Raw genomic sequence first — 23426 nt, 5'->3', positions numbered from 1 at the left:
ATACTATTAGCTTCTAGACTGATAATTAAATATTAATGTAGCTCTATCTTTAAAAAGATCAATTTTAACCAAATATTACAATAAACTTTCAAATAAAACTCATCTAACTAATGGGATTTATTTAAACTGCATCCTGAATTTTTTGTTGGTATAACCGTTGGTATAAGATAGAATAACATAAAATATTTTATTATAAATCAATAACTTAATATTGATATTTGGTTGATACTGGGCCCACCAAATTCAAACCCTTACAGTCATTGACTTGTAAGGGTTTTTTGTTGTTTAAAATTTTTGGGTGGTATTTCAAAAATCATGCTGAGAAGATAAAGATGGTAAACACCCTCAATCAAGTCAGCTACCAAATTCAATTATGGAGACTAGGTGCCCAGATGGTTCAAAAAGCATGACTGAACCGCCCCGAGATTGTCGGAGACTCAACATTCTGAGAGAATACGACAATGAAAAGACAAACCTACACTCCTGAGATTAAAGAACGCGCCGTTCGCATGCTGATCGAAGCAGCAAACGACTATCCCTCTACATGGTCAGCCATTCAAGCCATTGCCCCTAAGATTGGCTGTACGCCTGAAACCCTACGATCATGGCATAAAAAACACATCGATCAAACTATTCCTGCCTCAGTGCAAGCGCAAAGCGACAAAGAACGCATCAAAGAGCTTGAACGCGAGAATAAAGAGCTCAAGCAAGCTAATGAAATCATCAGAAAGGCTGCGGCTTTTTTCGCCCAGGCGGAGCTCGACCGCTGACTAAAATCATGATTCAATTCATCGACGACAATAAACATCTTTATGGGGTCGAGCTGATCTGTAGAGTATTACCGATTGCCCCGTCAACTTATTATCGTGCTAAAGACTTGGAGGATTGCCCTGAGAAGCGTTCCCTTCGCAGTCAGCATGACGACTTTTACATCAGTGAAATCAGACAGACGCATCTGGACTGACAGCAAATGCCGTTATGGTGCGCGTAAAGTCTGGCAGCAGATGAAAGCTGATGGGTTAAAGGTTGCTCGTTGTACCATAGAGCGTTTAATGAGACAGCATGGCCTACAAGGTGTCTGGCGCGGTAAGGGTAAAATAACAACTCACAGCCGTGATGATCAAAAGCGTGCTGATGACTTGGTTAATCGTAACTTTAGCGCTCATCGCCCTAACCAGCTCTGGGTGGCAGACTTTACCTATATCAAGACGATAAGCGGCTGGGTGTATACCGCTTTTATTATTGATGTGTTTGCTCGCGCTATCGTCGGCTGGAAAGTATCTAATCGTATGAATACCGATATGGTAATGGCAGCATTAAATCAAGCGATAACAGATAGAAACAATCCCAAAGATGTGATTCATCACAGTGATCGAGGGGTTCAGTACTTATCTATTCGCTATACCGATAAGATGACGGACTGCGGCGTGATTGCTTCTGTTGGTATAGTCATTCCACTATAAAAGTATGACAGCGTTAACCTCGCTTGAAGTATCACATATACATCTACACTTGGTTGCCTTGTACTACTTTTAAATTGAATCGACTATACAACAGGCGATTCATACGACAATGCACTGGCTGAAACGGTCAATGGACTCTATAAATCTGAAGTAATTGACTATTTAAAGCAGAACTGGACTGGTGTGAACGATATTGAACTGGCAACCCTTGAGTGGGTGGACTGGTTTAATAAAACCCGTTTACATGGCACGATTGGATATGTGTCACCCTTTGAGTTTGAAAAGCGGTATTATGATAATTTAACCCTGTCAGGCATCGCTGCCTGACTCAAGTAAATCACTCTCCGATAAAGTCGGGGCGGTTCAGACTGATTATGACGATAAGACTAGGCGCTTTAGCCGCGACGATTATAGTCAAAAACGTAGTCACGGAGGCTTAGCTATAATAGGTAACGACTGCGAACCGCATCAACATAGGTTCGACGATAATGATAGAGGCTTCGGTATAGTATAGGCAATGATACATATAGAGCTGTTTCAGATACGGGTGTATCGACTGGTCCATGGATGCATGGATGCATGGATGCATGGATGCATGGTGACAATAAAGGAAGAAGAAAATGAGTGATACTATTGAAGGCTTTATCAACAGAATAACACCAAAAGAAATGCTTTTATTAGAAAAAGAGATTTATGATAAATCGCTATTAGCATTTACATTTGTAGATGAATTTATATTACATAACTACCCTGATGATTTGTTATCCGATGATATTGTTCAGTTTGATATATCAGATTATCCTGATGCTAATTCAGCTGGTATTTATTTAGAAGAGTGGAATTATGACCCATCACCTTTGGGGAAAAATGAGTTTAATTTATCTGTACCTATCTTACTAGAGGACAGAATCAAAAAGATATTAGAAGTATTAGAGATAGTGGTCAAACACCCGAATGTAAACAGAATGGCTGTTTCTATAAATAGATGTAGTGAAATTGAGGAAATCAAAACATGTGACTTTAAGACGTATAAAAAAGTCATTATGGAGGACTGTTTAAATGATTGTCCGCCAAACAAGCTGTATATAATAAATGAATAGTATTCATGGTTTTAAAACAAGCGAAAAGATTATGATTTATTCAGCAGACTTTCGAGCTCAAGTGATTAAAAGTGGCGAACAGCAATGCATGAGTATCAGGCAAGCTGGTACATGTTATAGCATTAGTAAGGCCACGCTACAGAATTGGCTCAAAGATCCTAGTATCAAACTAACTCGCAATAAGCCACCCAGTAAAATACCTAATGAAGCACTACTAAAAGACGTTGAACAGTATCCAGATGATTACATGTACGAGAGAGCACAGCGTTTTGGGTGTAGCAAGTCGGGTATCGAGGCTGCTTTAAAACGCCTTGGCATCAGTCAAAAAAAAGACCTTGGAGCATCCAAAAGCTTGCCCCCTAAAGAGAGCTAACTATCTAAGAAAACTTAACGAATACATGGTTCAAGGCCTTGCTATTGTATACATGGATGAAAGCGGCTTTGAGTCTGAAACCCTGCGTCCCTCTGGCTATGCACCGATAGGTAAACCCTGTATCGATAGCTACAATTGGCAAGGTAGAAAACGAACCAATGTCATCGGTGCTCTCTATGAAAAAATGCTGTTTGCCCTGGATTACTTTGAGAAAAACATCAACGGAGATGTATTCTATGACTGGTGCAAATATACCCTTATTCCAAGCCTTAAGACCAAATGCGTGATTGTGATGGATATGAGCGAGGATAAAGCAAAGCACTGCTTTGCCTGAGTGCAAGACGAGAGCTGTGCTTGAGTGACTAGCTTTCACAAACGAGTGCAAAGACTGTTGAATAGACATGGTCATCGCTTGTTGTTTCTACCGCCTTATAGTCCTGATTTAAATCCTATTGAGAAAAAATGGGCACAGGCTAAGTTTCTGCGGCAAGGCTGGATGGAGAATAATCTACCTAAACTGTTCTATGATATGGGTTTTATTGTGGATTGACTATATAGGTATACAGGAGTCGAACTGTTTAGCTTTGCTTACTCAAAATTTTTCACTAATCTTATTTATAGCGTTTTTTCTGATGAACGATTCGTCATCATTGGTTAACTTCAATAGCAAGTCTTTTGGTATGTTTTTATTATAGACGAGTCTATTTCTGACAGAGGCGTCTTTATCATCTGCCAATACCTCAAATATTTCTCTAGTTATTTTGTTTTTCATAGCAACATTCCTTCTAACGGTAGGACTGTCATCGTACGTCAACGTTTCAAGGACTTCTATTGGAACTGTTTTATTTAGAGCTACCCACTCGCGCATAGTTGGGTAGTGACGTATTATTTCAAACCACGTTTCCAATGCTGCACACTCGTTAATCGCTCTTCCATAATCTTGGGTGTGGTCACTTGTTCTGAGTAAGAGAAACTCTTCAGCTGATGTAATCATTAAAACTTACCTTCTGTAGCTCTTTCCAAATTATAAATTTATCATAAATCCTTCGTTACTGTGTTTAGTTAAGAACTCATACAAACTGTTAAAGGTATACCCCAAGGGAACCAGTTATTTTGCCCTTTAAACCTATTAATAAACCACTTAAAACAGACTGATATAATGGAACTACTTAAAATAAGTCTTATTTAATGGTTCATAAATAGGTATTTTTGACGGCAACCTTATCCAATACTGCGTAAAAATCTTATTAGGGTACTGACTTATGCAAGCGGTTTTTCAATAAGCGATTTATTAGCCATCTCATTGGCCATGAGCAGCGCTTGATATAAGCTAGTGGCACTTGCACCTCCTCGCCCTGCCAAATCAAGTGCTGTACCATGATCGACAGACGTTCGAATATAAGGTAATCCTAAGGTCAGATTAACCGTATCACCAAAGCCATGCGATTTTAAGACTGGCAATCCTTGGTCATGATACATAGCAATCACTGCATCACAGTTTGCTAAATGTCTCGGGGTAAATAACGTATCCGCTGGCATCGCCTCTGATATGTCTACGCCTGCATCGATGAATGCTTGCAACACTGGATTGATAATCTCAATCTCTTCCATACCTAGATGGCCGCCCTCGCCCGCATGCGGATTAAGGCCACAAACTAAGATACGTGGCTGCTTTAAGCCAAATTTCTCTCGCATATCATCAATGACAATCTGTACCGTTTGGCGTACATTATCCGCAGTAATCGCAGCAGGTATGTCTTTTAATGGCAGATGCGTAGTGACAAGCGCGACTTTCATCGCTTGATTGGCAAGCATCATGACAACTTTGTCACAGCCACTTTGTTGCATAAAAAACTCAGTGTGACCGCTAAACATGGTGCCATCTAATAGCTTAATGCCTGCATCAATGAGTGCGGACTTTTGCAATGGCCCCGTGACGATGGCAGCGACGGTATTATTGAACGCTAGCTTATGCGCAATATCTAATTGGTGGGCAACCATGACTGAATTGCTAGTATCAATTTGTCCAGAGATGACTGGTGCTGCGCAAGGCGTATGAAGCAAGATAAAAGCATCATCACTATGAGTCGTATTCGTTGACATCCGCTCTAAGAAATCATCCGCCTCTATATTTTCGTCTACCGTCTGCCATGATGGGCAGTCTTTTAATACGCCAGCAGTAGTAAGCGCCTTTGCTCGCTCTGTCATTGCATCAGCATCAGCAGTTACCCAGATTGGCCGAGCAAAGTCTTGCAACTTATTTTCTGCCGCTAGTAGCAGTACGACGTCCATACCAATGCCAGCAGGTTCGCCTGTGGTGATTAATAACGGGTGTTTTTTCTGTATCATAATAAAAGCCTTATATTTAAAATAAACCATTGATTTTATTGTATTTATAATAGAAATTATCATTTCTTATAACGGAGTGTTATATGCTATTTTTTATTTTATAAAGACCGATAACTTTGGATTTAGTTGTCTATCAATTCTAAAAAAAGCACATAATGTGTTAAACTTTCGCATTTGATTGTAGCATTTACGAGCAAACGTCAGACCACGTTTTGGTACTTCTATCGTATGGGTGGGCCACGTTTACTTTACTGTATCGTTATTAAAATAAATCCTTATACCACATACCCATTTATACCTTCTTTTATATCGACTTTTGACACATTAGGCACTCATGGCAGACAACGAAAAAACCGACGACTTACTCAATCAGACACCGCCGCACAATATTGATATTGAAAAGGCATTGCTCGCCTCTTTGATGAGCATCGAAGAGGCCTATGACAAGATTGCTGATATTGTCACCAAAGATGACTTTTATGCTGGGCGCCATCAATATATTTTTGATGCCATTGCTCATCTGGCAGCAGTGAATGAGCCTTATGATACGGTCATGGTGCATGACTGGCTAGAAGCGCAAAAACTACTCAAAGGCGCGGGCGGTGACAGTTATTTGGCAGATATTTTGAGCCAAAGTCCTGCGACTCTTTTTAACCTGACTGCTTACGCCCAACGTGTACGTGAGCTATCAACCCTACGTCAGCTGATTACCACTGGTAATGATATGCTAACGCTTGCCTATAATCCAAAAGACCAAAGCGTCAGTGACATTTTAGACAGTGTCGAGGGCAAGATATTTAGTATCAATGAACAGCACAATAAACGCGCGGAACAGCGTGGCCCTGTCGGCATTACCTCGGTGTTGACCAACGTCATCGATAAGATTCAAGAGCTAAAATCCAATCCCGACGGCATGATTGGTTTGCAGACGCCATTTGCTGAGCTGAATAATAAAACACAAGGCTTGCAGGCAGGCGATTTAATTATCGTCGCCGCACGTCCTTCTATGGGTAAAACCACCTTTGCGATGAACTTGGCAGAAGGCATTTTATTCAACGAAGATTTGCCAGTCGTGGTGTTTTCGATGGAAATGCCTGCAGAGTCTATCGTCATGCGTTTGCTGTCATCGTGGGGCGCGATTAATCAGACGCATCTGCGTTCTGGGCAAATGAATGAAGATGAATGGGCAAAAATGATGAATGCCATTCAACACTTGCAATCTAAGCACCTCTATATCGATGATAGCACTGCCCTGCCGCCGTCTGAGATGCGTTCACGCTGTCGCCGTATCGCCAAAAATCACGATGGCAAGCTTGGCGCTATCGTAGTCGATTATCTTCAGTTGATGAAAGTGCCAAACCTAGATGGCAACCGTGTTGGTGAAATTTCTGAGATTTCTCGTAGTCTAAAAGCCTTAGCACGCGAACTTGAATGTCCAGTGATTGCGCTGTCTCAGCTTAACCGTAGTCTAGAAAACCGTCCTAACAAACGTCCGATTATGTCGGATCTACGTGAATCTGGGGCGATTGAGCAGGATGCCGATTTGATTATGTTCATCTACCGTGATGAGGTTTATAATGAAAACTCAGACCACAAAGGCGTGGCGGAAATCATCATCGGTAAACAACGTAATGGCCCTATCGGCACCATTCGTTTGGGCTTTGAAGGTCAATTTACCCGCTTTATCAACCTAACGCCAGAGTACTATCAAAACGTCAGTTTTGAGAATGACGAATAGTCATCGCTTTACTGCTTATGCTTGCTTAATCTTAAATGCGGAATAGCAAACAACTCTCAATAACCATAGCCAGTGCCACATCAGCCCAACTGATGCAGTACTGGCTTTATAACTTCATAATTCTACTTATAAAGAAGGCGATTATGCGCACAATCACTATAAAACCAAATGCCATTACCCATAATCTCAGCCAAGTAAAACAACGAGCCCCACAGTCAAAAGTACTGGCGATGGTCAAATCCAACGCTTATGGACATGGCGTGGCGGCAGTCTTGCCAGCCCTGCAGCAAGCAGATGGTATTGGCGTTGCTACTTTGACTGAAGCGTTAGAAGCCAGACAATTGGGTTGGGAAAAAACCATCGGCCTAGTAGAAGGTGCGTTTACCGCTGATGAATGGCAACAAGCCATTGATCATGATATTAGCTGCGTGATTCACCACGGCCCACAGCTAGAATGGGCACTACAAAATATCCCACCAGCTGGCAGTGCGACCAGAGTGGCTTGGCTCAAATACAATACGGGTATGAACCGCTTGGGTTTCAATGCTGAAGGCGTATTATCAGCAGCCCAGCGTCTACATGAAGCAGGATATCAACTGATTCTCACCACGCATTTTGCCAATGCTGATGATCGTTATCATCCATTAAATGCGATGCAAATTCAGCGTTTCTCAAGCGTACTAGCGACTTTGAAAGACACTATTAGCCCAGATATCAAAGGCTCATTGTGCAATTCAGCTGGTACTGTCAATTTCCCAGAGCATCATTATGATTGGGTACGTCCAGGCATTATCTTATACGGTAGCTCACCTGTCGTTGACAAAAGCGCGCAGGATTTAGACTTGCAGCCCGCGATGGATTTTAGTGCGCAAATCATTGCCTTACAAACCGTCAGTGCCAATGATGCGATCGGCTATGGCAGTCGCTGGTGCGCCAAGCAAGACACCAGAACGGCATTGGTCAGCGTTGGATACGGAGATGGCTATCCGCGTGTGGTCAATGACGAAGCTTATGTCACCGTCATCGATGCTAATAGCCATCAAAACTACCGTTGCTCTGTAGTTGGGCGTGTGGCAATGGACATGATTGTCATTGATATCAGTACAGCACCTGAGAGTCTTGCCATAGACAGTAAAGTCATGTTATGGGGCGATGCACCGCGCATCGATGAAATTGCCGGTCACGCTGGTACGATTAGCTATGAGCTATTATGTCGTCTCAGCATACGTCCAAACCGTATACAGGTGTCGTCATAATATATCAGGCTTTCATGGCTTACTGACGTGGCTTTGGTCTATTTGGTAAGCCCTTTACTCTTGGTAAAATTGAACGTTTACATTGAAAGTAAATACGCTATACTAAAAGTTTGTTGTCAACCCCGCATACGCACTGACGCGATGCTATTGAAGACTGATGACGTTTCACTGACTGCGATCGACTGCTAGGATTACTATGAGTTTGCGCCATTTTTTAACCTTATCTGATTTAACCAAACAAGAACTAGAAAACTTAATCAAACGTGCAAGCGAATTGCGTAAGATGCAACATGCTGGCGAGGTATATCAGCCTTTTGTTGGTCGTACGCTTGGCATGATATTTGAAAAATCCTCGACTCGTACGCGTATCTCGTTTGAGACTGGCATGGGTCAATTTGGTGGTAATGCCATATTTTTATCACCAAACGATACGCAGCTGGGTCGCGGCGAGCCATTAGAAGATTCAGCACGCGTGATTTCTAGCATGGTTGATATCATCATGATTCGTACCTTTGGGCACGAAAAAGTTGAGACCTTTGCTAAATACTCAAGCGTCCCTATTATCAATGCGTTGACCGACGATTACCATCCTTGCCAATTACTCGCTGATATGCAGACTTATTATGAGCATCGCGGCAGTATCGAAAACAAAATCGTGACGTGGGTTGGTGATGGCAACAATATGTGCTCATCATTCATGCAAGCGGCCAATCAGTTTGGTTTTGAATTACGGGTGGCAGCGCCTTATGGGTTTGAGCCTGATCCAAAGCTCATGGAACGCTTTTCACATTGCGTCAGTTTGGTAGAAAACGTACAAGATGCGGCCAAAGACTCTCATTTAATCGTCACCGACGTGTGGGCAAGCATGGGTCAAGAGTCAGAACAAAATACGCGCGCACGTCGTTTCGCGCCTTATCAAGTGACGCCGTCTCTATTAGACAAGGCCGATCCTGAAGTGGTGTTTATGCACTGCTTGCCAGCGCATCGTGGCGAGGAGATTTCTCATGACTTGCTCAATGACCCACGCTCTGTCGTTTGGGATGAAGCCGAAAACCGCTTGCATGCACAAAAAGCATTGATGGAGTTTTTGTTAAAAGACAAAATCAAGCCGTAAGCAGCAATAGTGGCATCAATTATTTATCGGATAATACATATAGAAAAGGCAGAGCACATTGATTGTGGTCTGCCTTTTTATTCATGGTGCTTTCTATTTTCGGTAGATTAACGTGTTGACGTCGTTACTCCGTTTGCACCCGCTTTTAGCAAAACATCCGCTTGGTTGGCAGCGAATATACCATTACATACCACACCGACGATATTATTTAGCGTTTGCTCAAGCTCTATTGGATTACTCACATCCAAATCATAGGTGTCTAAAATCACGTTTCCATAATCAGTGACAAAATCTTCACGGTATACTGGCTCACCGCCCAATTTGGCCAATTGGCGAGCCACATACGAGCGTGCTTGTGGTAATACTTCAATCGGTACTGGGAACTCACGTCCAAGCATCTCGACACTTTTACTCTCATCAACCATGCATATAAATTTATTAGAAGCTGCTGCCACGATTTTCTCACGAGTGAGCGCGCCGCCGCCACCTTTTATCAACTGCAAATGCTCATTTACTTCGTCCGCACCATCAATATAAATATCAAGCGTACCAGCAAAGTTCAAATCAACGATCTCAATACCAAGGGCACGAAGTTTGTCTTCAGTAACCTGTGAGCTAGCAACCGCGCCAGCAAGCTTTACTGTCGGCAGTAACTCAATCAAGCAATTGACTGTGCTACCTGTGCCTACGCCCAGTATCATGCCATCTTCGACATAGTTTAGAGCAGCTTTGGCTGCGGCTTGCTTTTGTGCTTGCTGATCACTCATCATAAATCCTTGGAAAATAAACGGACAGTCAATTCTATATAAATTGGATACGGCGTTAGACTCGCTTAGCCTACCACTTGTAGTACCTTCACTCGCCTGCCTTCTATCCAAATTATCTTGGACCGACTATATCATTATAAAAGAGGTAAAATGCACGGTCATTATAACCGATGAGTTTGATAATTGTTAGCGTAAAACCCATTCTAATAATGGGATATTAGACCCATCGTTTAAAGACCAGACAGATAAGGCAACCACAAGACTAAGGCCAGTAGCGTGACCAATAATACTGGCGGTGTAATAATCAGCCCAATCTTCATGTACTGTCCCCAACTGATTTTATAGTCTTTTTCTGCCAAGACATGCAGCCACAATAAAGTCGCAAGACTGCCGATGGGCGTAAATTTTGGCCCCAAGTCATTACCAATCACATTGGCATAAATCATCAGCTCACGAGTGGCAGCGGGTACTTGGGCACTATCGATAGCCAGTGCGCCAACCAAAGTAGAAGGCATATTGTTCATGATAGAGGCTACCATAGCAGAGAGAAATCCCGTTCCCAATGTGGCGATGACCATGCCTTGCTGTCCTAGCCAATTCAGAATCTGAGCACCATAGGCTGTCAACCCTGCATTGCCCAAACCATAAACCACCAAGTACATACCGATTGAAAACAAGACAATTTGCCAAGGGGCTTTTTTCAAAACATCGGATACAGAAACCACTGCACCGCGTCCACTTTGCCACCAGCGACCTGCTATTGCCATTAGCATCAGCGCAGCGATGCCTGTCACAAAGGAGATAGCAATGCCCAATGATTCAGTCGTAAAGTACGCGACGAGTAGTAAGGCTAAAAGCGGAAACGCCGCCTTAAAAACGAGCGGGTCTTCAATCGCGGACTCTGGCGCACTCAGTTCAGCAACAGAGTAGTGTTTGGGAATGTGCCGTGCATAGACGACCCATAACACAGCGAGCGTCGCTAACACAGAGACGATATTGACTGGCACCATGACTGCCGCATAACGACCAAAGCCAATATCAAAGTAATTGGCACTGACGATATTAACGAGATTGGACGTCACTAACGGTAGGCTCGCGGTATCAGCAATAAAGCCTGTCGCAATAATAAAGGCCAAAGCAGATGGCGGTGAGAACTTCAGCCGTAGCAAGATAGCGATGACAATCGGGGTCAATAGCAATGCTGCCCCGTCGTTGGCAAAAAAGGCAGAAATAAACGCGCCTAATATCACAATCATAGGAAATAATAAGCGCCCTTGTCCATTACCCAGTCTAGCGACGTGCAGCGCTGCCCAACCAAAAAATCCAGCTTTGTCTAAGATAAGAGAGATAATAATCAGTGCGACAAAGGTAAAAGTTGCATCCCAAACAATATCCCACACCACTCCAATATCGGAGATCTGTACCACGCCAAACGCTAAGGCGATCAATGCACCACCCATCGCACTCCAGCCGATGCCCAGTCCTTTGGGCTGCCATATCACCAAAATTAAAGTGACGGCAAATATGGTCAATGCGATCATCGAATCACCTTTCTCAGCTCAATTATTGTAAGAGCCATTATTAGGGCCGGTCTTTAATTCAAAAATGAATGAGAGAATACATTAGAGTGATTTTTGATTGACGCGCTTCGATAGCTCTTCGGTACTCTCTACCCGCTCAGAATAGCGATTGGTCAGATAGGCTGAGCGACCACGAGTCAACCAAGTAAATTTCACCAACTCCTCACAGACATCAACAAGACGCAAATATAAAGGTGACTTATCCATGCGATCGTCATCGTTAAATTCTAAAAATGCCTTGGGGATAGACGATTGATTGGGGATAGTAATCATCCGCATCCAACGACCAAGGATACGTAGTTGATTGACGGTATTAAAGCTTTGACTACCACCACTGACTTGCATCAATGCCAATGTCTTACCTTGGGTCGGGCGCACGCCCCCTAATGACAGTGGAATCCAGTCAATTTGCGCTTTCATAATACTGGTCATGCTGCCATGCTGTTCTGGACTTACCCAAAGCATGCCTTCTGACCATTGTGCCAGCTCTCGTAGTTCTTGAACCTTATGATGGTCTGCATCGGCAGCATCAGGTAATGGCAAACCCGTCGGATCAAATGTTCGAACCTCACAGCCATACCAGCGCAACAACCGACTCGCTTCTTCACTTGCCAGTTTAGAAAATGAGCGATCACGTAAAGAACCGTATAACACCAATATCTTGGGTGGATGGCGCGAATCATTTGGGCCAATCAACGCCTCAACATCAATCGCTTGAATTGCACTCGCATCAATATTAGGCAATTCATCTACATTCGAGATATTATTTGAACCAAACTGTTCTGTGCTAGCGTTTGCCATGATAAATCACTTCCCCATCTTCTTTGGTAAAACTACTCACTGGATGCTCTAGTAACTCAAACACTCGTTCTGACGGACGGCATAACGCGGCACCTTTATTTGTGAGCACTATAGGACGGTTGATTAAAATAGGATGGGCAATCATCGCATCGATGATCTGATCATCAGATAATTCAGGATTGTCTAATGCCAATTCATCGTTAATGGATTCTTTACTTCGTAATAACTCTCTTGGCGTGATATTCATTTTTGCCAACAGCTCAACTAGGTATTCGCGGGCTGGCGGGGTTTCGAGGTATTCCACCACTTCAGGATGCTCACCTGACGCATGCATAATGGCTAAGGTGTTACGAGAAGTCCCGCATTTGGGATTATGAAAAATTAATGATTGCATAGTGATTTCACTTATTGTCTGAATATGTTGTTTGAATTCTGAATATATTGTTTGAATGTTCAACAGACCCCAATCAAATTGATTTTGACGTTATGTTTGTCTTACTGATTCGCTCAATTATGGTATGAGATACTGTCTTAAGTTTTATCTTAGATAGAGTCTTAATAGTTATCTTACTCGCTGTTTGAGTCATTAGTATTAACGACCCCACACCCACTTAGACTGTCCATAAGAGACGCGCACAATTCTGGATGACCCGCGCAGCAATCTTGCAATAAAAACTGCACAACATCCTCCATATGCGATAAGGAGGCACGGTAGATAATCTGTCGGCTTTGGCGCTGCGAAACCACCCACCCTGCTCGTGCCAACACTGACAGATGTGCTGACATGGTGTTATGTGGTACGGATAATTGACGGGCAATTTCACCCGCAGGCAGTCCCTCAGGCTCTTGACTGACAAGTAATCTAAAGGCGTTTAAACGAGTCTCTTGAGAGAGCGCAGCAAAGCTTGCGAGAGCATTAGTTATTTCCATATGTCCAATAATACAGACATATGGAAATAACTCAATATTTTTTAATAAAATATTTATATAAACCCAACTTCATCTTTCATCAAAACCTGAAATCACAGCAAAAACTGCAATTGTGTCTTGCAAGACAGTTAAAATCAGCATAGGCTAATCTATTTCATTTTTATATTCATCTACACACTGTTTAGGGATTACTATGCTGTCACACTGGGTACGAGCCATCTTACAAGCCACTGTCTATGACGTTGCGATTCAAACACCACTTGAAACGGCACCCAAGCTGACCCAACGTTTTGCCAATGACATTCGTTTTAAACGCGAAGATTTACAACCCGTCAAATCCTTTAAATTACGCGGTGCTTATAACCGTATTAGCCAGTTGAACGATGAGCAAAAAGCACGCGGCGTCATTTGTGCCTCAGCAGGCAACCATGCGCAAGGCGTGGCTTACTCTGCGCGCAAATTATCACTGAATAACATCATTGTTATGCCAACCACCACCCCTGACATCAAAGTCGATGCCGTAAGAGCACTGGGTGGCAACGTTGATTTGCATGGCGACAGCTTCGATGAAGCCAATCGTTATGCGATAGGTCGCGCTGAGACCGAAGGCTTAACTTTTATCCCGCCTTATGATGATGAATTGGTTATTGCGGGGCAAGGCACTATCGGTCTGGAGCTGACCCAGCAGTGGCGCAACATGGACTACGTCTTCGTTGCGGTTGGCGGTGGCGGTCTCATCTCAGGGGTTGCAGCATTTTTAGGCGAAGTGGCACCACATGTAAAAGTTATCGCCGTAGAAGCGGAACAATCAGCTTGCCTAAAGGCCGCACTGGAAACAGGTGAACGCGTCAAACTGGAACAAGTTGGCTTATTCGTCGATGGTGTGGCCGTTGCTCAAATTGGCGAGCTGCCTTTTGACGTCATCCGTACACAAAAAAGTGATAACTCAGGCCCTATCGTTGAGCCTGACGTCATCACTTGTACCAATGACGAAGTCTGTGCCGCCGTCAAAGATATCTTTGAAGAAAACCGTAGCATCGTTGAGCCTGCGGGCGCCTTGTCAGTGGCTGGTATGAAAAAATATCTCGCAGCCAATAATATTCAAGGCAAAAACTGCGTCGGTATCATTTGCGGTGCCAATATGAACTTTGACCGTCTGCGTTATATCGCTGAACGTACCGAAATCGGTGAGAAAAAAGAAGCCATTTTTGGGGTCACTATCCCTGAACAAACGGGCGCATTCTTAAACTTCTGTCGCAGCCTACACGGCCGTAACATCACTGAATTTAACTACCGTGCTGATAGCAAAAAATCACCAGACTCTATGGAGCCTGCCTCAATCTTTGTCGGTATCGCTCTAAAAGAAGGGGAGAAAGAGCGTCAAATCATCAGTAATCAACTGACAAACGATGGCTATACAGCGCACGATCTGACCGATGATGATATCGCTAAATCGCATATCCGCCATCTGATTGGTGGTCATGCGCATGTCGAAAACGAACAGCTGCTACAAGTGGTATTTCCAGAGCGTCCAGGGGCATTGCTGACTTTCTTAGAAAAATTGGGCGACGATTTTAATATCACCTTATTCCATTACCGCAATCACGGCGCTGCTGAAGGCCGAGTATTGGTTGGTTTGCAAGCTTCTGAAGGCAACTCTCGCCAGCTACAAGATGCCCTGTTAGATATCGGCTATGACTGTACGACAGTTAATGACAATATTGGTTATCAGTTGTTTTTGAAATAGTAAAAACAAACGGCATCTACCCTAAACTCTGATAACGTTTTTAACATAGAGTAGATGCTAGGGCGTGTCCTCAATTCAATCGATAGTTATCTAAATGGGTTAAAAATGGCTAAATCTTGCCAAATGGCGTCAAATAGCTGACTAATATCTCGATATTATCTGCGCTATTTTCCTTGTTTGACTGCAATTTATCTCATTTTTATCACCATTTTTAAAATGAGGACACGCCCTAATAATAAACTGATAATAAAAATTGGATTGTCTCGATTATAAATAGGTTCTAGGTAACTATGAAAAACATGCTTATTACTTTCATGTTGTTAGTAGTGGCATTTGTGGGGTATCAGTTTTTTCAATCCACTAATGTTATGAGCAAATTTACAACTTCTTCTCTTTTTTCAAATACTGACGCTGATGACATAGCACCAACATACGTAGATTCAAACACAACTTCATCATATATCTCAAATGGTCATAAAACCATTACCCTATCGCCAACTGTAGCAGGATTCTCATGTGATGGTAGACAGCACTGCTCGCAGATGACCTCATGCGAAGAAGCGACTTACTTTACACAACACTGTCCTAATACAAAATGGACGGCAATCATGATGGCATTCCTTGTGAACAACAATGGTGCAACTAGGGTGTGTCCACACTCATAATATCTATTTGCAAATATAAAATATGCCCTAATATTATTTAATATAAAAACAAATGCAGAGTGACTCTTATGAATAAAAGTACTGATAATAACAATCAAGGCTTAGCCAAAATTCGTCTCGATAAATGGTTATGGGCAGCAAGGTTTTATCGGACACGCACCCTTGCCAAGCAGGCAATTGAGAGCGGACGCGTACATTATGCTGGTAGCCGCGTAAAGACCAGCAAAGAGATTTCGGTCGGAGATGAGCTAACCATCCGCCAAGGCTCAGCCACTGCCATGACCGAAAAAACCGTCACCGTTGAGGCCTTATCGACACAGCGTGGTAATGCAAGCGCTGCTGAAGTGCTATATTCAGAGACCAAAGAGAGCGAGACGCGGCGTGCTTACTATGCCGAGCAACGCAAACTTGCCAACCTTGCCCGCCCTGATAATAAACCCAACAAAAAAGAACGCCGTGACCTCCATCGCTTTAAGAATAAACAAGAATAAAATACTCAAAGCACCAGATTAGGCTATCAGTCATATTGTGACCATATTGTTTAGCGTCTGCCCTTGCCATTCAAGGCATTAAGCGTTACGCTGACAGCCGAATTACTGAATTAATTGCATGCTTATAAAAGTCGCACTAACCATGCGGGTCTCTTATAGCATGTTTTTTTGTTATATAAGGTCATATTATGCTGATGAAATCCTGTACGCCGTCTTCTGTATTATTGGTTTGCTTAGGAAATATTTGCCGTTCACCAACTGCTGAAGAAGTGTTTCGTCAGCAAGCAGCGATTGCTGGATTATCAATCAAAGTGGACTCTGCAGGCACAGGTGATTGGCATATCGGTCATAAACCCGATGAGCGAGCACAGCGTCATGCCAAAGCGCATGGTTATAAAATCAATAAACTCATCGCACGCCAAGTAAATAACGATGACTTTCGTAATTTTGATTTAATCTTGGCCATGGATGCACAAAACTTAGCCGACTTACAAGCCATTAAAGATAGCTTGACAGACACGACGGCCAAACTGGCTTTATTCAGCGAAGAAGACCCGACTTATGGCGGCGACGATGTACCAGACCCTTATCAAGGTGATGGCGAAGACTTTGAAAACGTGATTGAACGTATCGAATCAAGCGCACAAGCGTGGATTGAAAGCTGGAAAGCGTGCTAACGATAAAATCTATATTTCTGCCACTTTTACATCTTGCATCCTTTATAATAAAAACCGCGTAATTTATTATCTATTTGCCACATGAGCTATGTTATGACCTCAGCTTCACGCCTTGACCTCTATACTCAATCCACCATCACAACTGATTTATCAGCAACTGTGTTGATCCGTGATTCAATCGATTTGTCCGATGGCAATACCATGGCATTGGCCTGTGTCGCTGACGCTGTAGTGACTTTGACCGCTGAAGCTCAACTTGACGCTTTTATGGCAGCTTATGTAGAGGATACAACAGACAAATTACCCCTGTTTGTTTTATCTGGTGGTAGCAATGTTTTATTGCCCGCAGCGTTAAAGGCCCTAGTATTACAACCAAAGATGTGCGGTATTCATCTGACCGCGCGTGCAGACGATTGGGTGGATATCGAAGTGATGGCTGGCGAAAACTGGCATGACTTGGTGGTGCATACGGTCAATCAAGGCTGGTATGGATTAGAAAACCTTGCACTAATACCGGGTTTGACTGGCGCGGCACCTGTACAAAACATTGGTGCCTATGGCGTGCAATTAGAAGACTGCTTACAATATGTACGCGCGTATCACCTACCGACCCAAACGTGGCATCATTTAACAGCAGCCGACTGCCAGTTTGGCTATCGTGACAGTATCTTCAAGCGCACGCCAAACACGTGGCTGATCAGCCGTGTGGGCTTTAGGCTACATACTGATCCGACCAATATTCTAGCCAGCTATGGCGATGTACAGACTGTGGCACAACGCTATGCTGAGCAACAAGGGCGTAAGCAAGCGACGCCTGTCGATGTCATGCAAGCCATTATAGAGATTCGTCAACAAAAACTACCAGACCCCAAGCAGCTGCCCAATTGCGGTAGTTTCTTTCAAAATCCTATTATTGGTCAAGATCAATTTACGGCGCTGCAAGCAACCTATCCGACTATCGTTGGTTACAACATGCCTGATGCGATGATAAAGGTGGCCGCAGGTTGGCTCATTGAGCAAGCAGGGTTAAAAGGAGACGGCGTTGCGCCCATCTTCACTCATAAACAGCAGGCGTTAGTGCTAACCAACCATACTCCTCAGCAAGCCACCCAAAAAGAGGTAGCGGTAGCACAGCAATACATCGCTGATACTGTCTATGAAAAATTTTCGATTCAGTTATCACGCGAGCCAGTTTGGGTCAATGCCGATGGCTCGATTGGATATGCTGAGCATGTGGTCTAAACAATCAGGGGCCAAGCGGCGATTATCTAAGCGATTGTGGCGACACTACTTGCGTTTTTCTGAACGCATGATGAAGCTGTTCCGCATTATCAATATCACTTTTATACTCGGCTCAACGTCGGTTATTTTAGTGATTATTAGCTTATTCACACCGTTGTTTTCACAAACAGTCGTTTATATATTTTCTCTACTGCCTTTGCCAAACATGCCTTCTGCTGCTATGAGCTCTCCACCCACCGCCTATGTAGTACTAGGCGGCGGGCTGACCAATGACCATAACAATCAAATAATCCTCAATCGCTACAGTCTCAATCGCGCCCGCACAGCGGCTGGTGCTTACCATGATCTTCCCCTACCCATTGTACTGAGTGGCGCTGAAGCCCCATGGCTCAGCCAATGGTTAATGGAGCATGGTATCGATGGACTGATAAGCGAAAATGCCAGTATGAATACTTGTGAAAACGCACGTTTTACAGCCAAACGTATTCCGCTACACCACGTATATCTGATTACTGACAGCTACCATATGGCACGTGCTCGCAGACAGTTTGCCTTAAATGGCATCAATAGCACACCACTTAGCGCCCCATTACCAGTGAGACGCGACTGGATGAAACCTGCACATAATTTAAGTCACTCGCGGCGGGCTGTCTACGAAATCGCTGCCTATCTGCGTGATGTGATACGGCCGCAGATGGATTGTCGTCATGCCAGAGAGGTTACTTCACAGCAGCTATTAACACCTAGAGGCAATGCGGCAAAGTCACCTACAGAATAGAACTGGATTAGGGCGTGTCCTCAATTCAATCGATAGTTATCTAAATGGGTTAAAAATGGCTAAATCTTGCCAAATGGCGTCAAATAGCTGACTAATATCTCGATATTATCCTTGTTTGACTGCGATTTATCTCATTTTTATCACCATTTTTAAAATGAGGACACGCCCTAGCATTTGAGCTAGATTTTATTTAATGATGAGCATAGCTAGCAGCTATTTCACTTTTATGTTCACAGGCAATCACCACATTAATAATAGGTGTATAATGCCACCAGAAATTGCTATCTAAGAGACTCTCCATGCTCAGTATATTTTTATTAATTCCGTTAAGTCTCATGTTATTTGTGGTTGCCATTTGGGCAGTACGTTATGCGGTAAAATCAAACCAATTTGAAGATTTAGACAATGCATCACAGCGCATTATATTAGATGATCGTCAAGAGCGCAGACAAACCATGCAAGCTCATGAGAATGCTACAGCTACCAAGCAAACAAATGATCAAACAAACCTTGATGACACAGAGTCCGTCAACCCTTCTAATATTGATAGCAATCCAAAAATATAGCTTTGAGAGATAGTCGGTTCGAGATCATTTAGAGGCAAATAAGACAAATTCAAGTGTTACACATAATAGACTGAACAAGCCTAACACCTTGTCTAATCAATATAGAACTGACCATATCTTGACTATACGTGACCCACGATTATGTTTCGTCCAATACCATCTATTTAAGTAGATTCAATCTTTCACTGTTTTTAGGAGAATCACCCCATGACCACAGCTTTACTCGTTGCGGCATTACTAATGGGATTTTTTGGTTCACCACATTGTTTGGGTATGTGTGGTGGTCTTGTGACAGCGTTTGGCCTATCGATGAAAGATGCCAGTCCTGCTAAACGCCGCGCTCTTGTCGCTACCTATCATTTAGGCCGTTTGAGCAGTTATGCATTATTGGGCTTAATCGCAGGATTGATTGGAACCACTGTGCTAGCGCCATTAATGATGGGCAATAGCATGCCACGTATTTTATTAGGCTTAGTATTGGTGTTTGTTGGTGTCACCATGCTTGGCGCACCATTTTTGAACAAACTTGAACGTTTTGGTATGCGTTTTTGGCAATACCTAAGCCCGCTGCGTCAAAAGGTGTTTCCACTCAATACTTTTCCGCGAGCACTCACTGCTGGTTTGCTTTGGGGGTTTTTGCCTTGTGGCTTGGTATATGGTGCGCTACTGATTGCCGTCGTCGCTCACAATCCACTAAGCGGTGCCGCATTGATGTTCGTTTTTGGCTTAGGGACGATACCAATGCTGGTCGCCACACATGAGACTGTTGGTTGGTTACGGGATAAAATTGGACGTTTTCGTTTAAGGCAGCTTAACGGTGCTGTAATGGTACTCTCAGGTCTCGCAGTCGCTGTCGTGCCAATGGTCATGGCCAGTATGCATGGCGGGCATGGTGATGGACATGCACAGATGGATCATAGTAACCACGCTGCTATGATGTCTGAGGCTGATACTACTGCTCCTCATGACATGAGCCAAATGAATCACGATATGGCAACAGATATGAATCACAATATGCAAGATATGGACAATGATATGGATCATAGCATGCATGATATGGGTGATGATGCAGCCTCCATGATGCATGCTGAGTAATTTTTGATGAACACTCGAAGTAATATTTAGGGTCTGTTGGACATTTAAATGTAGTGCAATTTTAGCAATCAGCAGCCCTAATATTTGAAGGTTCAACAGACCTTAAGCTTTATCAAATATAAATAAAAGCCCTCGATATCAGAAATAATATCGAGGGCTTTTATTTATTAAGCGCTACTCAGTTTATATAGTCGATTCAATTTAAAAGTAGTACAAGGCAACCGAGTGCAGATGTATATGTGATACTTCAAGCGAGGTTAACGCTGTAGTTTTTTTATAGAGGATTGACTATAGCCATTATTCCTGCCACTGCTCAAGTGCAAACTTAGTATCTAAATGCTTTTCTAATGCTGGTATATTAAACGCATCATCTTCACTCACAAAACTAATGCTGATACCCGTCTGTCCAGCACGGCCAGTACGACCAATGCGATGCACATAATCATCAGGCTGATCAGGCAGAGTATAATTGACCACATGACTGACATCATCCACATGGATACCACGCCCAGCGACATCAGTGGCAACCAGAATAGAGGCATGACCATCTTTAAAACGCTGTAAATACTTCTCACGTTTTTGCTGAATGACATCGCCTGACAACATCACAATTCTGTGTGCTTGACGGAGCTTATGGTAGAGACGCTTTACTTGATCTTTACGGTTGGCAAAGACAATGACCTTCTCTACCGCTGTATCACCAATAATACGCTGCAAGGCTTCTAGTTTTTGATCTTCTGTCAGTAAATAAAAGTGCTGATCCACCAACTCACTGGTTTTGTGCTCAGGTTCAATTTCAACAAACTGTGGTTCATGCAACCAACGATAGGCCAAATTCATGACATCTTGGTTAAAGGTGGCAGAAAACAGCAAGCTTTGACGGTCTGTATTGGTTGGCATTCGACCTACTAGGCGCTTGATATCAGGGATGAATCCCATATCCAGCATGCGATCTGCTTCATCTAATACCAACACCTCTACTCGATCTAAATAAACCATGCCTTTATTGGCAAGATCAATCAGACGACCAGGCGTCGCTACCAAAATATCGACGTATTGGCGTTCAAGCTCATGCTGCTGGGTTTCGTAATTGGTGCCACCCATAATACAAACACTATGTAGCGACGTATATTTGGTCAGTGCCACGCAGTCATCAAATATCTGTTGAGCCAACTCGCGAGTCGGTGCCATCACCACAGCACGTGGCTCACCGAGATAACGCTCTTCATCATTGGTAAAAGGACGCTTAAGCAGCGCTTCCATAATGGTCAGTAGAAATGTAGCCGTCTTCCCTGTACCTGTTTGCGCCTGTCCGATAGCGTCTTGATTTGCCAACGTATGCGGCAGTATTTTTGCTTGGATGGGCGTTAATGCGGTAAAACCTAGATCACTTACGGCACGTAAGGTCGGTTCTGAAAGTGGTAAATCAGTAAACGTCGTAAAATTACTCAAAAAAATATCCTTTTAAATGAATTGCTTGTATTTTATTAATTCTAAATAGGTTCACAAAAAACCCTTATAGTGCCATAGGTATAACCAGTCACGGTCACCATAATAAACCTGCAAACAGCCATCAGGCATGCATCAGAGATATGGACATAAAAAAAGCCAAGCCCAAATCTGACCCTACCAAATATGCTGCAGTTAACTCAACATAGGTAAGATAAGATGGGCTTGACTCAGTAGTATATCAGTAGTTTGTACAGACATTATAACTAAACCGATCTAATGTCTGGGTAAATTACTCTTCTGTCTTTCTGACTTCTTCAGCTTGTAGACCTTTGTCACCTTCTACCACGCTGAACTCAACTTTTTCGCCATCTTTTAAAGAACGATAGCCATCACCCTGAATCGCGCGGAAATGGACAAAAATATCTTCTCCGCTGTCACGTTGAATGAAACCAAAGCCTTTTGAGTCATTAAACCACTTAACGATACCTTGCTCACGAGCTGACATAATATTACTTCCTAAAAAAGTCCACTTAGCCCTAGATTCCTTTGCAACATTGCATACAAACAGGGTCTAAGATTATGAAATCAAAAAATTAAGAGTACTATTCTAATCACTATTATCTACATAATACTTTCATAAAAAACTTTATAAAAGCACTTAGTATTATAAAATATAATAATAGCAACAAACTTGCAATATTTATTGCATAAAAAATATCATAGCACGGGTTTTTAGCAACATAAAGGCTTTTAATATGCTTTTTGATACTTATATTTGATTTAGAATCATTTAGAGAGACAGAAATCAAGCGAAAGGACGATAACCAGTAGGCTGAGCCTACCTGACTCTGTATCTAATCCATAATCAATTCATAATAAAAATGATGCTTACAGTCATAATGTGCTACTGGTATAAATTTTTCTCACTGACTGTTTACTCACGTAAAATAGACTTCGAAAAATACACCTCAGTAAAATCATTAGTAAAACCGTGCTGTTTTTCTAATTCTGCAATTATGTATAGAATTTGACTATAGATTATTTTTTCAGATAAATTTTTTATAACCCAGCTGGCAAGCTGTTATGATAAAGGGCAAAGTTAAGGCCAATTAGCATAGCCGCCTACTGCTTAAATTATTCATATATAGTCGGTTCAATATAATTTGGGTGGTGTATCAAAAAGTATGCTGAGGAATTAAAGGAGGGGTGACAGCCGAAGCAAGATGATATATTTGAGGTTAT

At 42.8% G+C, this 23426-nt stretch carries 21 protein-coding genes, 3 pseudogenes and 1 other annotated feature; of the genes and pseudogenes, 15 read left to right on the top strand and 9 right to left on the bottom strand.

Annotation, left to right across the window (positions count from 1 at the left end):
- Positions 1 to 461 precede the first annotated feature (461 nt).
- The 4 genes and pseudogenes from QL982_RS11085 (at position 462) to QL982_RS11070 (ending at position 3486) form a co-directional block, all read left to right on the top strand.
- Positions 462 to 1790: pseudogene (locus QL982_RS11085) on the top strand (IS3 family transposase).
- Positions 737 to 853: a sequence feature (AL1L pseudoknot), on the top strand. Its footprint overlaps the pseudogene before it by 117 nt.
- A gap of 293 nt (positions 1791 to 2083) precedes the next feature.
- On the top strand, positions 2084 to 2563 hold the full coding sequence (locus QL982_RS11080) for a hypothetical protein (protein WP_290166162.1): 480 nt from the start codon (positions 2084 to 2086) through the stop codon (positions 2561 to 2563).
- Between the two features lie 31 nt (positions 2564 to 2594).
- Positions 2595 to 2936, top strand: a complete 342-nt coding sequence (locus tag QL982_RS11075) for an IS630 transposase-related protein (protein ID WP_290190325.1) — start codon at positions 2595 to 2597, stop codon at positions 2934 to 2936.
- A gap of 25 nt (positions 2937 to 2961) precedes the next feature.
- A pseudogene (locus tag QL982_RS11070) lies at positions 2962 to 3486 on the top strand (transposase).
- A 42-nt stretch (positions 3487 to 3528) separates the two neighbouring features.
- Here QL982_RS11070 and QL982_RS11065 read toward each other — a convergent pair.
- On the bottom strand, positions 3529 to 3930 hold the full coding sequence (locus tag QL982_RS11065) for a hypothetical protein (RefSeq protein WP_197101388.1): 402 nt from the start codon (positions 3928 to 3930) through the stop codon (positions 3529 to 3531).
- Positions 3931 to 4196: 266 nt separating this feature from the next.
- Positions 4197 to 5285, bottom strand: a complete 1089-nt coding sequence (pdxA, locus tag QL982_RS11060; RefSeq protein WP_290166041.1) for a 4-hydroxythreonine-4-phosphate dehydrogenase PdxA — start codon at positions 5283 to 5285, stop codon at positions 4197 to 4199.
- Between the two features lie 334 nt (positions 5286 to 5619).
- On the opposite strand from pdxA, the gene dnaB reads away from it, so the two are divergent.
- The 3 genes from dnaB (at position 5620) to argF (ending at position 9393) form a co-directional block, all read left to right on the top strand.
- Positions 5620 to 7023: a replicative DNA helicase gene (gene dnaB, locus QL982_RS11055; RefSeq protein WP_290165231.1), complete on the top strand. Its 1404-nt coding sequence runs from the start codon at positions 5620 to 5622 to the stop codon at positions 7021 to 7023.
- A gap of 143 nt (positions 7024 to 7166) precedes the next feature.
- Positions 7167 to 8279: an alanine racemase gene (gene alr, locus QL982_RS11050; protein ID WP_290165233.1), complete on the top strand. Its 1113-nt coding sequence runs from the start codon at positions 7167 to 7169 to the stop codon at positions 8277 to 8279.
- 196 nt (positions 8280 to 8475) lie between these two features.
- The gene (gene argF / locus QL982_RS11045; protein WP_290165235.1) at positions 8476 to 9393 is read left to right on the top strand and encodes an ornithine carbamoyltransferase; all 918 of its coding nucleotides are present in this window, start codon (positions 8476 to 8478) and stop codon (positions 9391 to 9393) included.
- Positions 9394 to 9500: 107 nt separating this feature from the next.
- Here the strand turns inward: argF and rpiA are convergent, their stop codons facing one another.
- The 5 genes from rpiA to QL982_RS11020 all read right to left on the bottom strand — a co-directional run bounded on the left by rpiA (position 9501) and on the right by QL982_RS11020 (position 13471).
- Positions 9501 to 10160, bottom strand: coding sequence for a ribose-5-phosphate isomerase RpiA (gene rpiA / locus QL982_RS11040; protein WP_290165237.1), 660 nt, complete (start codon positions 10158 to 10160; stop codon positions 9501 to 9503).
- A 230-nt stretch (positions 10161 to 10390) separates the two neighbouring features.
- Positions 10391 to 11701 carry an arsenic transporter gene (locus tag QL982_RS11035; RefSeq protein WP_290165240.1) on the bottom strand — a complete coding sequence of 437 codons (1311 nt, stop codon included), beginning with the start codon at positions 11699 to 11701 and terminating at the stop codon, positions 10391 to 10393.
- 81 nt (positions 11702 to 11782) lie between these two features.
- A complete protein-coding gene (gene arsH, locus QL982_RS11030; protein ID WP_290165242.1) occupies positions 11783 to 12541 on the bottom strand; it encodes an arsenical resistance protein ArsH in 759 nt (252 codons plus the stop codon).
- A complete protein-coding gene (gene arsC, locus QL982_RS11025) occupies positions 12528 to 12935 on the bottom strand; it encodes an arsenate reductase (glutaredoxin) (protein WP_290165244.1) in 408 nt (135 codons plus the stop codon). The genes arsH and arsC overlap by 14 nt, the downstream gene beginning before the upstream one ends.
- Before the next feature lie 173 nt (positions 12936 to 13108).
- Positions 13109 to 13471, bottom strand: a complete 363-nt coding sequence (locus QL982_RS11020) for a metalloregulator ArsR/SmtB family transcription factor (protein WP_290165246.1) — start codon at positions 13469 to 13471, stop codon at positions 13109 to 13111.
- Positions 13472 to 13664: 193 nt separating this feature from the next.
- Between QL982_RS11020 and ilvA the strand changes: the two genes are divergently transcribed.
- The 8 genes and pseudogenes from ilvA to QL982_RS10980 all read left to right on the top strand — a co-directional run bounded on the left by ilvA (position 13665) and on the right by QL982_RS10980 (position 20732).
- Positions 13665 to 15218 (top strand): threonine ammonia-lyase, biosynthetic, encoded by a 1554-nt coding sequence (gene ilvA, locus QL982_RS11015; protein ID WP_290165248.1) that lies wholly within the window; start codon positions 13665 to 13667, stop codon positions 15216 to 15218.
- A 509-nt stretch (positions 15219 to 15727) separates the two neighbouring features.
- A pseudogene (locus QL982_RS11010) lies at positions 15728 to 15864 on the top strand (excalibur calcium-binding domain-containing protein); the annotation flags it as partial.
- 87 nt (positions 15865 to 15951) lie between these two features.
- Entirely contained in the window at positions 15952 to 16374 is a 423-nt protein-coding gene (locus QL982_RS11005; protein ID WP_290164872.1) for a S4 domain-containing protein, read from the top strand.
- A gap of 188 nt (positions 16375 to 16562) precedes the next feature.
- On the top strand, positions 16563 to 17051 hold the full coding sequence (locus QL982_RS11000; protein WP_290164873.1) for a low molecular weight protein-tyrosine-phosphatase: 489 nt from the start codon (positions 16563 to 16565) through the stop codon (positions 17049 to 17051).
- A gap of 201 nt (positions 17052 to 17252) precedes the next feature.
- Positions 17253 to 18293 carry a UDP-N-acetylmuramate dehydrogenase gene (gene murB, locus QL982_RS10995; RefSeq protein WP_290164883.1) on the top strand — a complete coding sequence of 347 codons (1041 nt, stop codon included), beginning with the start codon at positions 17253 to 17255 and terminating at the stop codon, positions 18291 to 18293.
- Positions 18283 to 19071 (top strand): YdcF family protein, encoded by a 789-nt coding sequence (locus QL982_RS10990; protein WP_290164874.1) that lies wholly within the window; start codon positions 18283 to 18285, stop codon positions 19069 to 19071. Before murB ends, QL982_RS10990 begins: the two co-directional genes overlap by 11 nt.
- Before the next feature lie 299 nt (positions 19072 to 19370).
- Positions 19371 to 19637 (top strand): cbb3-type cytochrome oxidase assembly protein CcoS, encoded by a 267-nt coding sequence (ccoS, locus tag QL982_RS10985; RefSeq protein ID WP_290164875.1) that lies wholly within the window; start codon positions 19371 to 19373, stop codon positions 19635 to 19637.
- A 207-nt stretch (positions 19638 to 19844) separates the two neighbouring features.
- A complete protein-coding gene (locus QL982_RS10980; protein ID WP_290164876.1) occupies positions 19845 to 20732 on the top strand; it encodes a sulfite exporter TauE/SafE family protein in 888 nt (295 codons plus the stop codon).
- A gap of 297 nt (positions 20733 to 21029) precedes the next feature.
- On the opposite strand, the gene QL982_RS10975 is transcribed toward QL982_RS10980, so the two are convergent.
- A complete protein-coding gene (locus QL982_RS10975) occupies positions 21030 to 22184 on the bottom strand; it encodes a DEAD/DEAH box helicase (protein ID WP_290164877.1) in 1155 nt (384 codons plus the stop codon).
- A 289-nt stretch (positions 22185 to 22473) separates the two neighbouring features.
- Complete coding sequence (locus QL982_RS10970; RefSeq protein ID WP_010198374.1) at positions 22474 to 22689, bottom strand: cold-shock protein; 216 nt, start codon at positions 22687 to 22689, stop codon at positions 22474 to 22476.
- Between the last annotated feature and the right edge of the window lie 737 nt (positions 22690 to 23426).

Origin of the sequence: Psychrobacter sp. 5A.1 (genome assembly GCF_030407455.1) — a bacterium.
Lineage (GTDB): Bacteria > Pseudomonadota > Gammaproteobacteria > Pseudomonadales > Moraxellaceae > Psychrobacter.
Note: the sequence above shows the minus strand (reverse complement) of the source record. Positions and strands in the feature narration are given on the sequence as shown.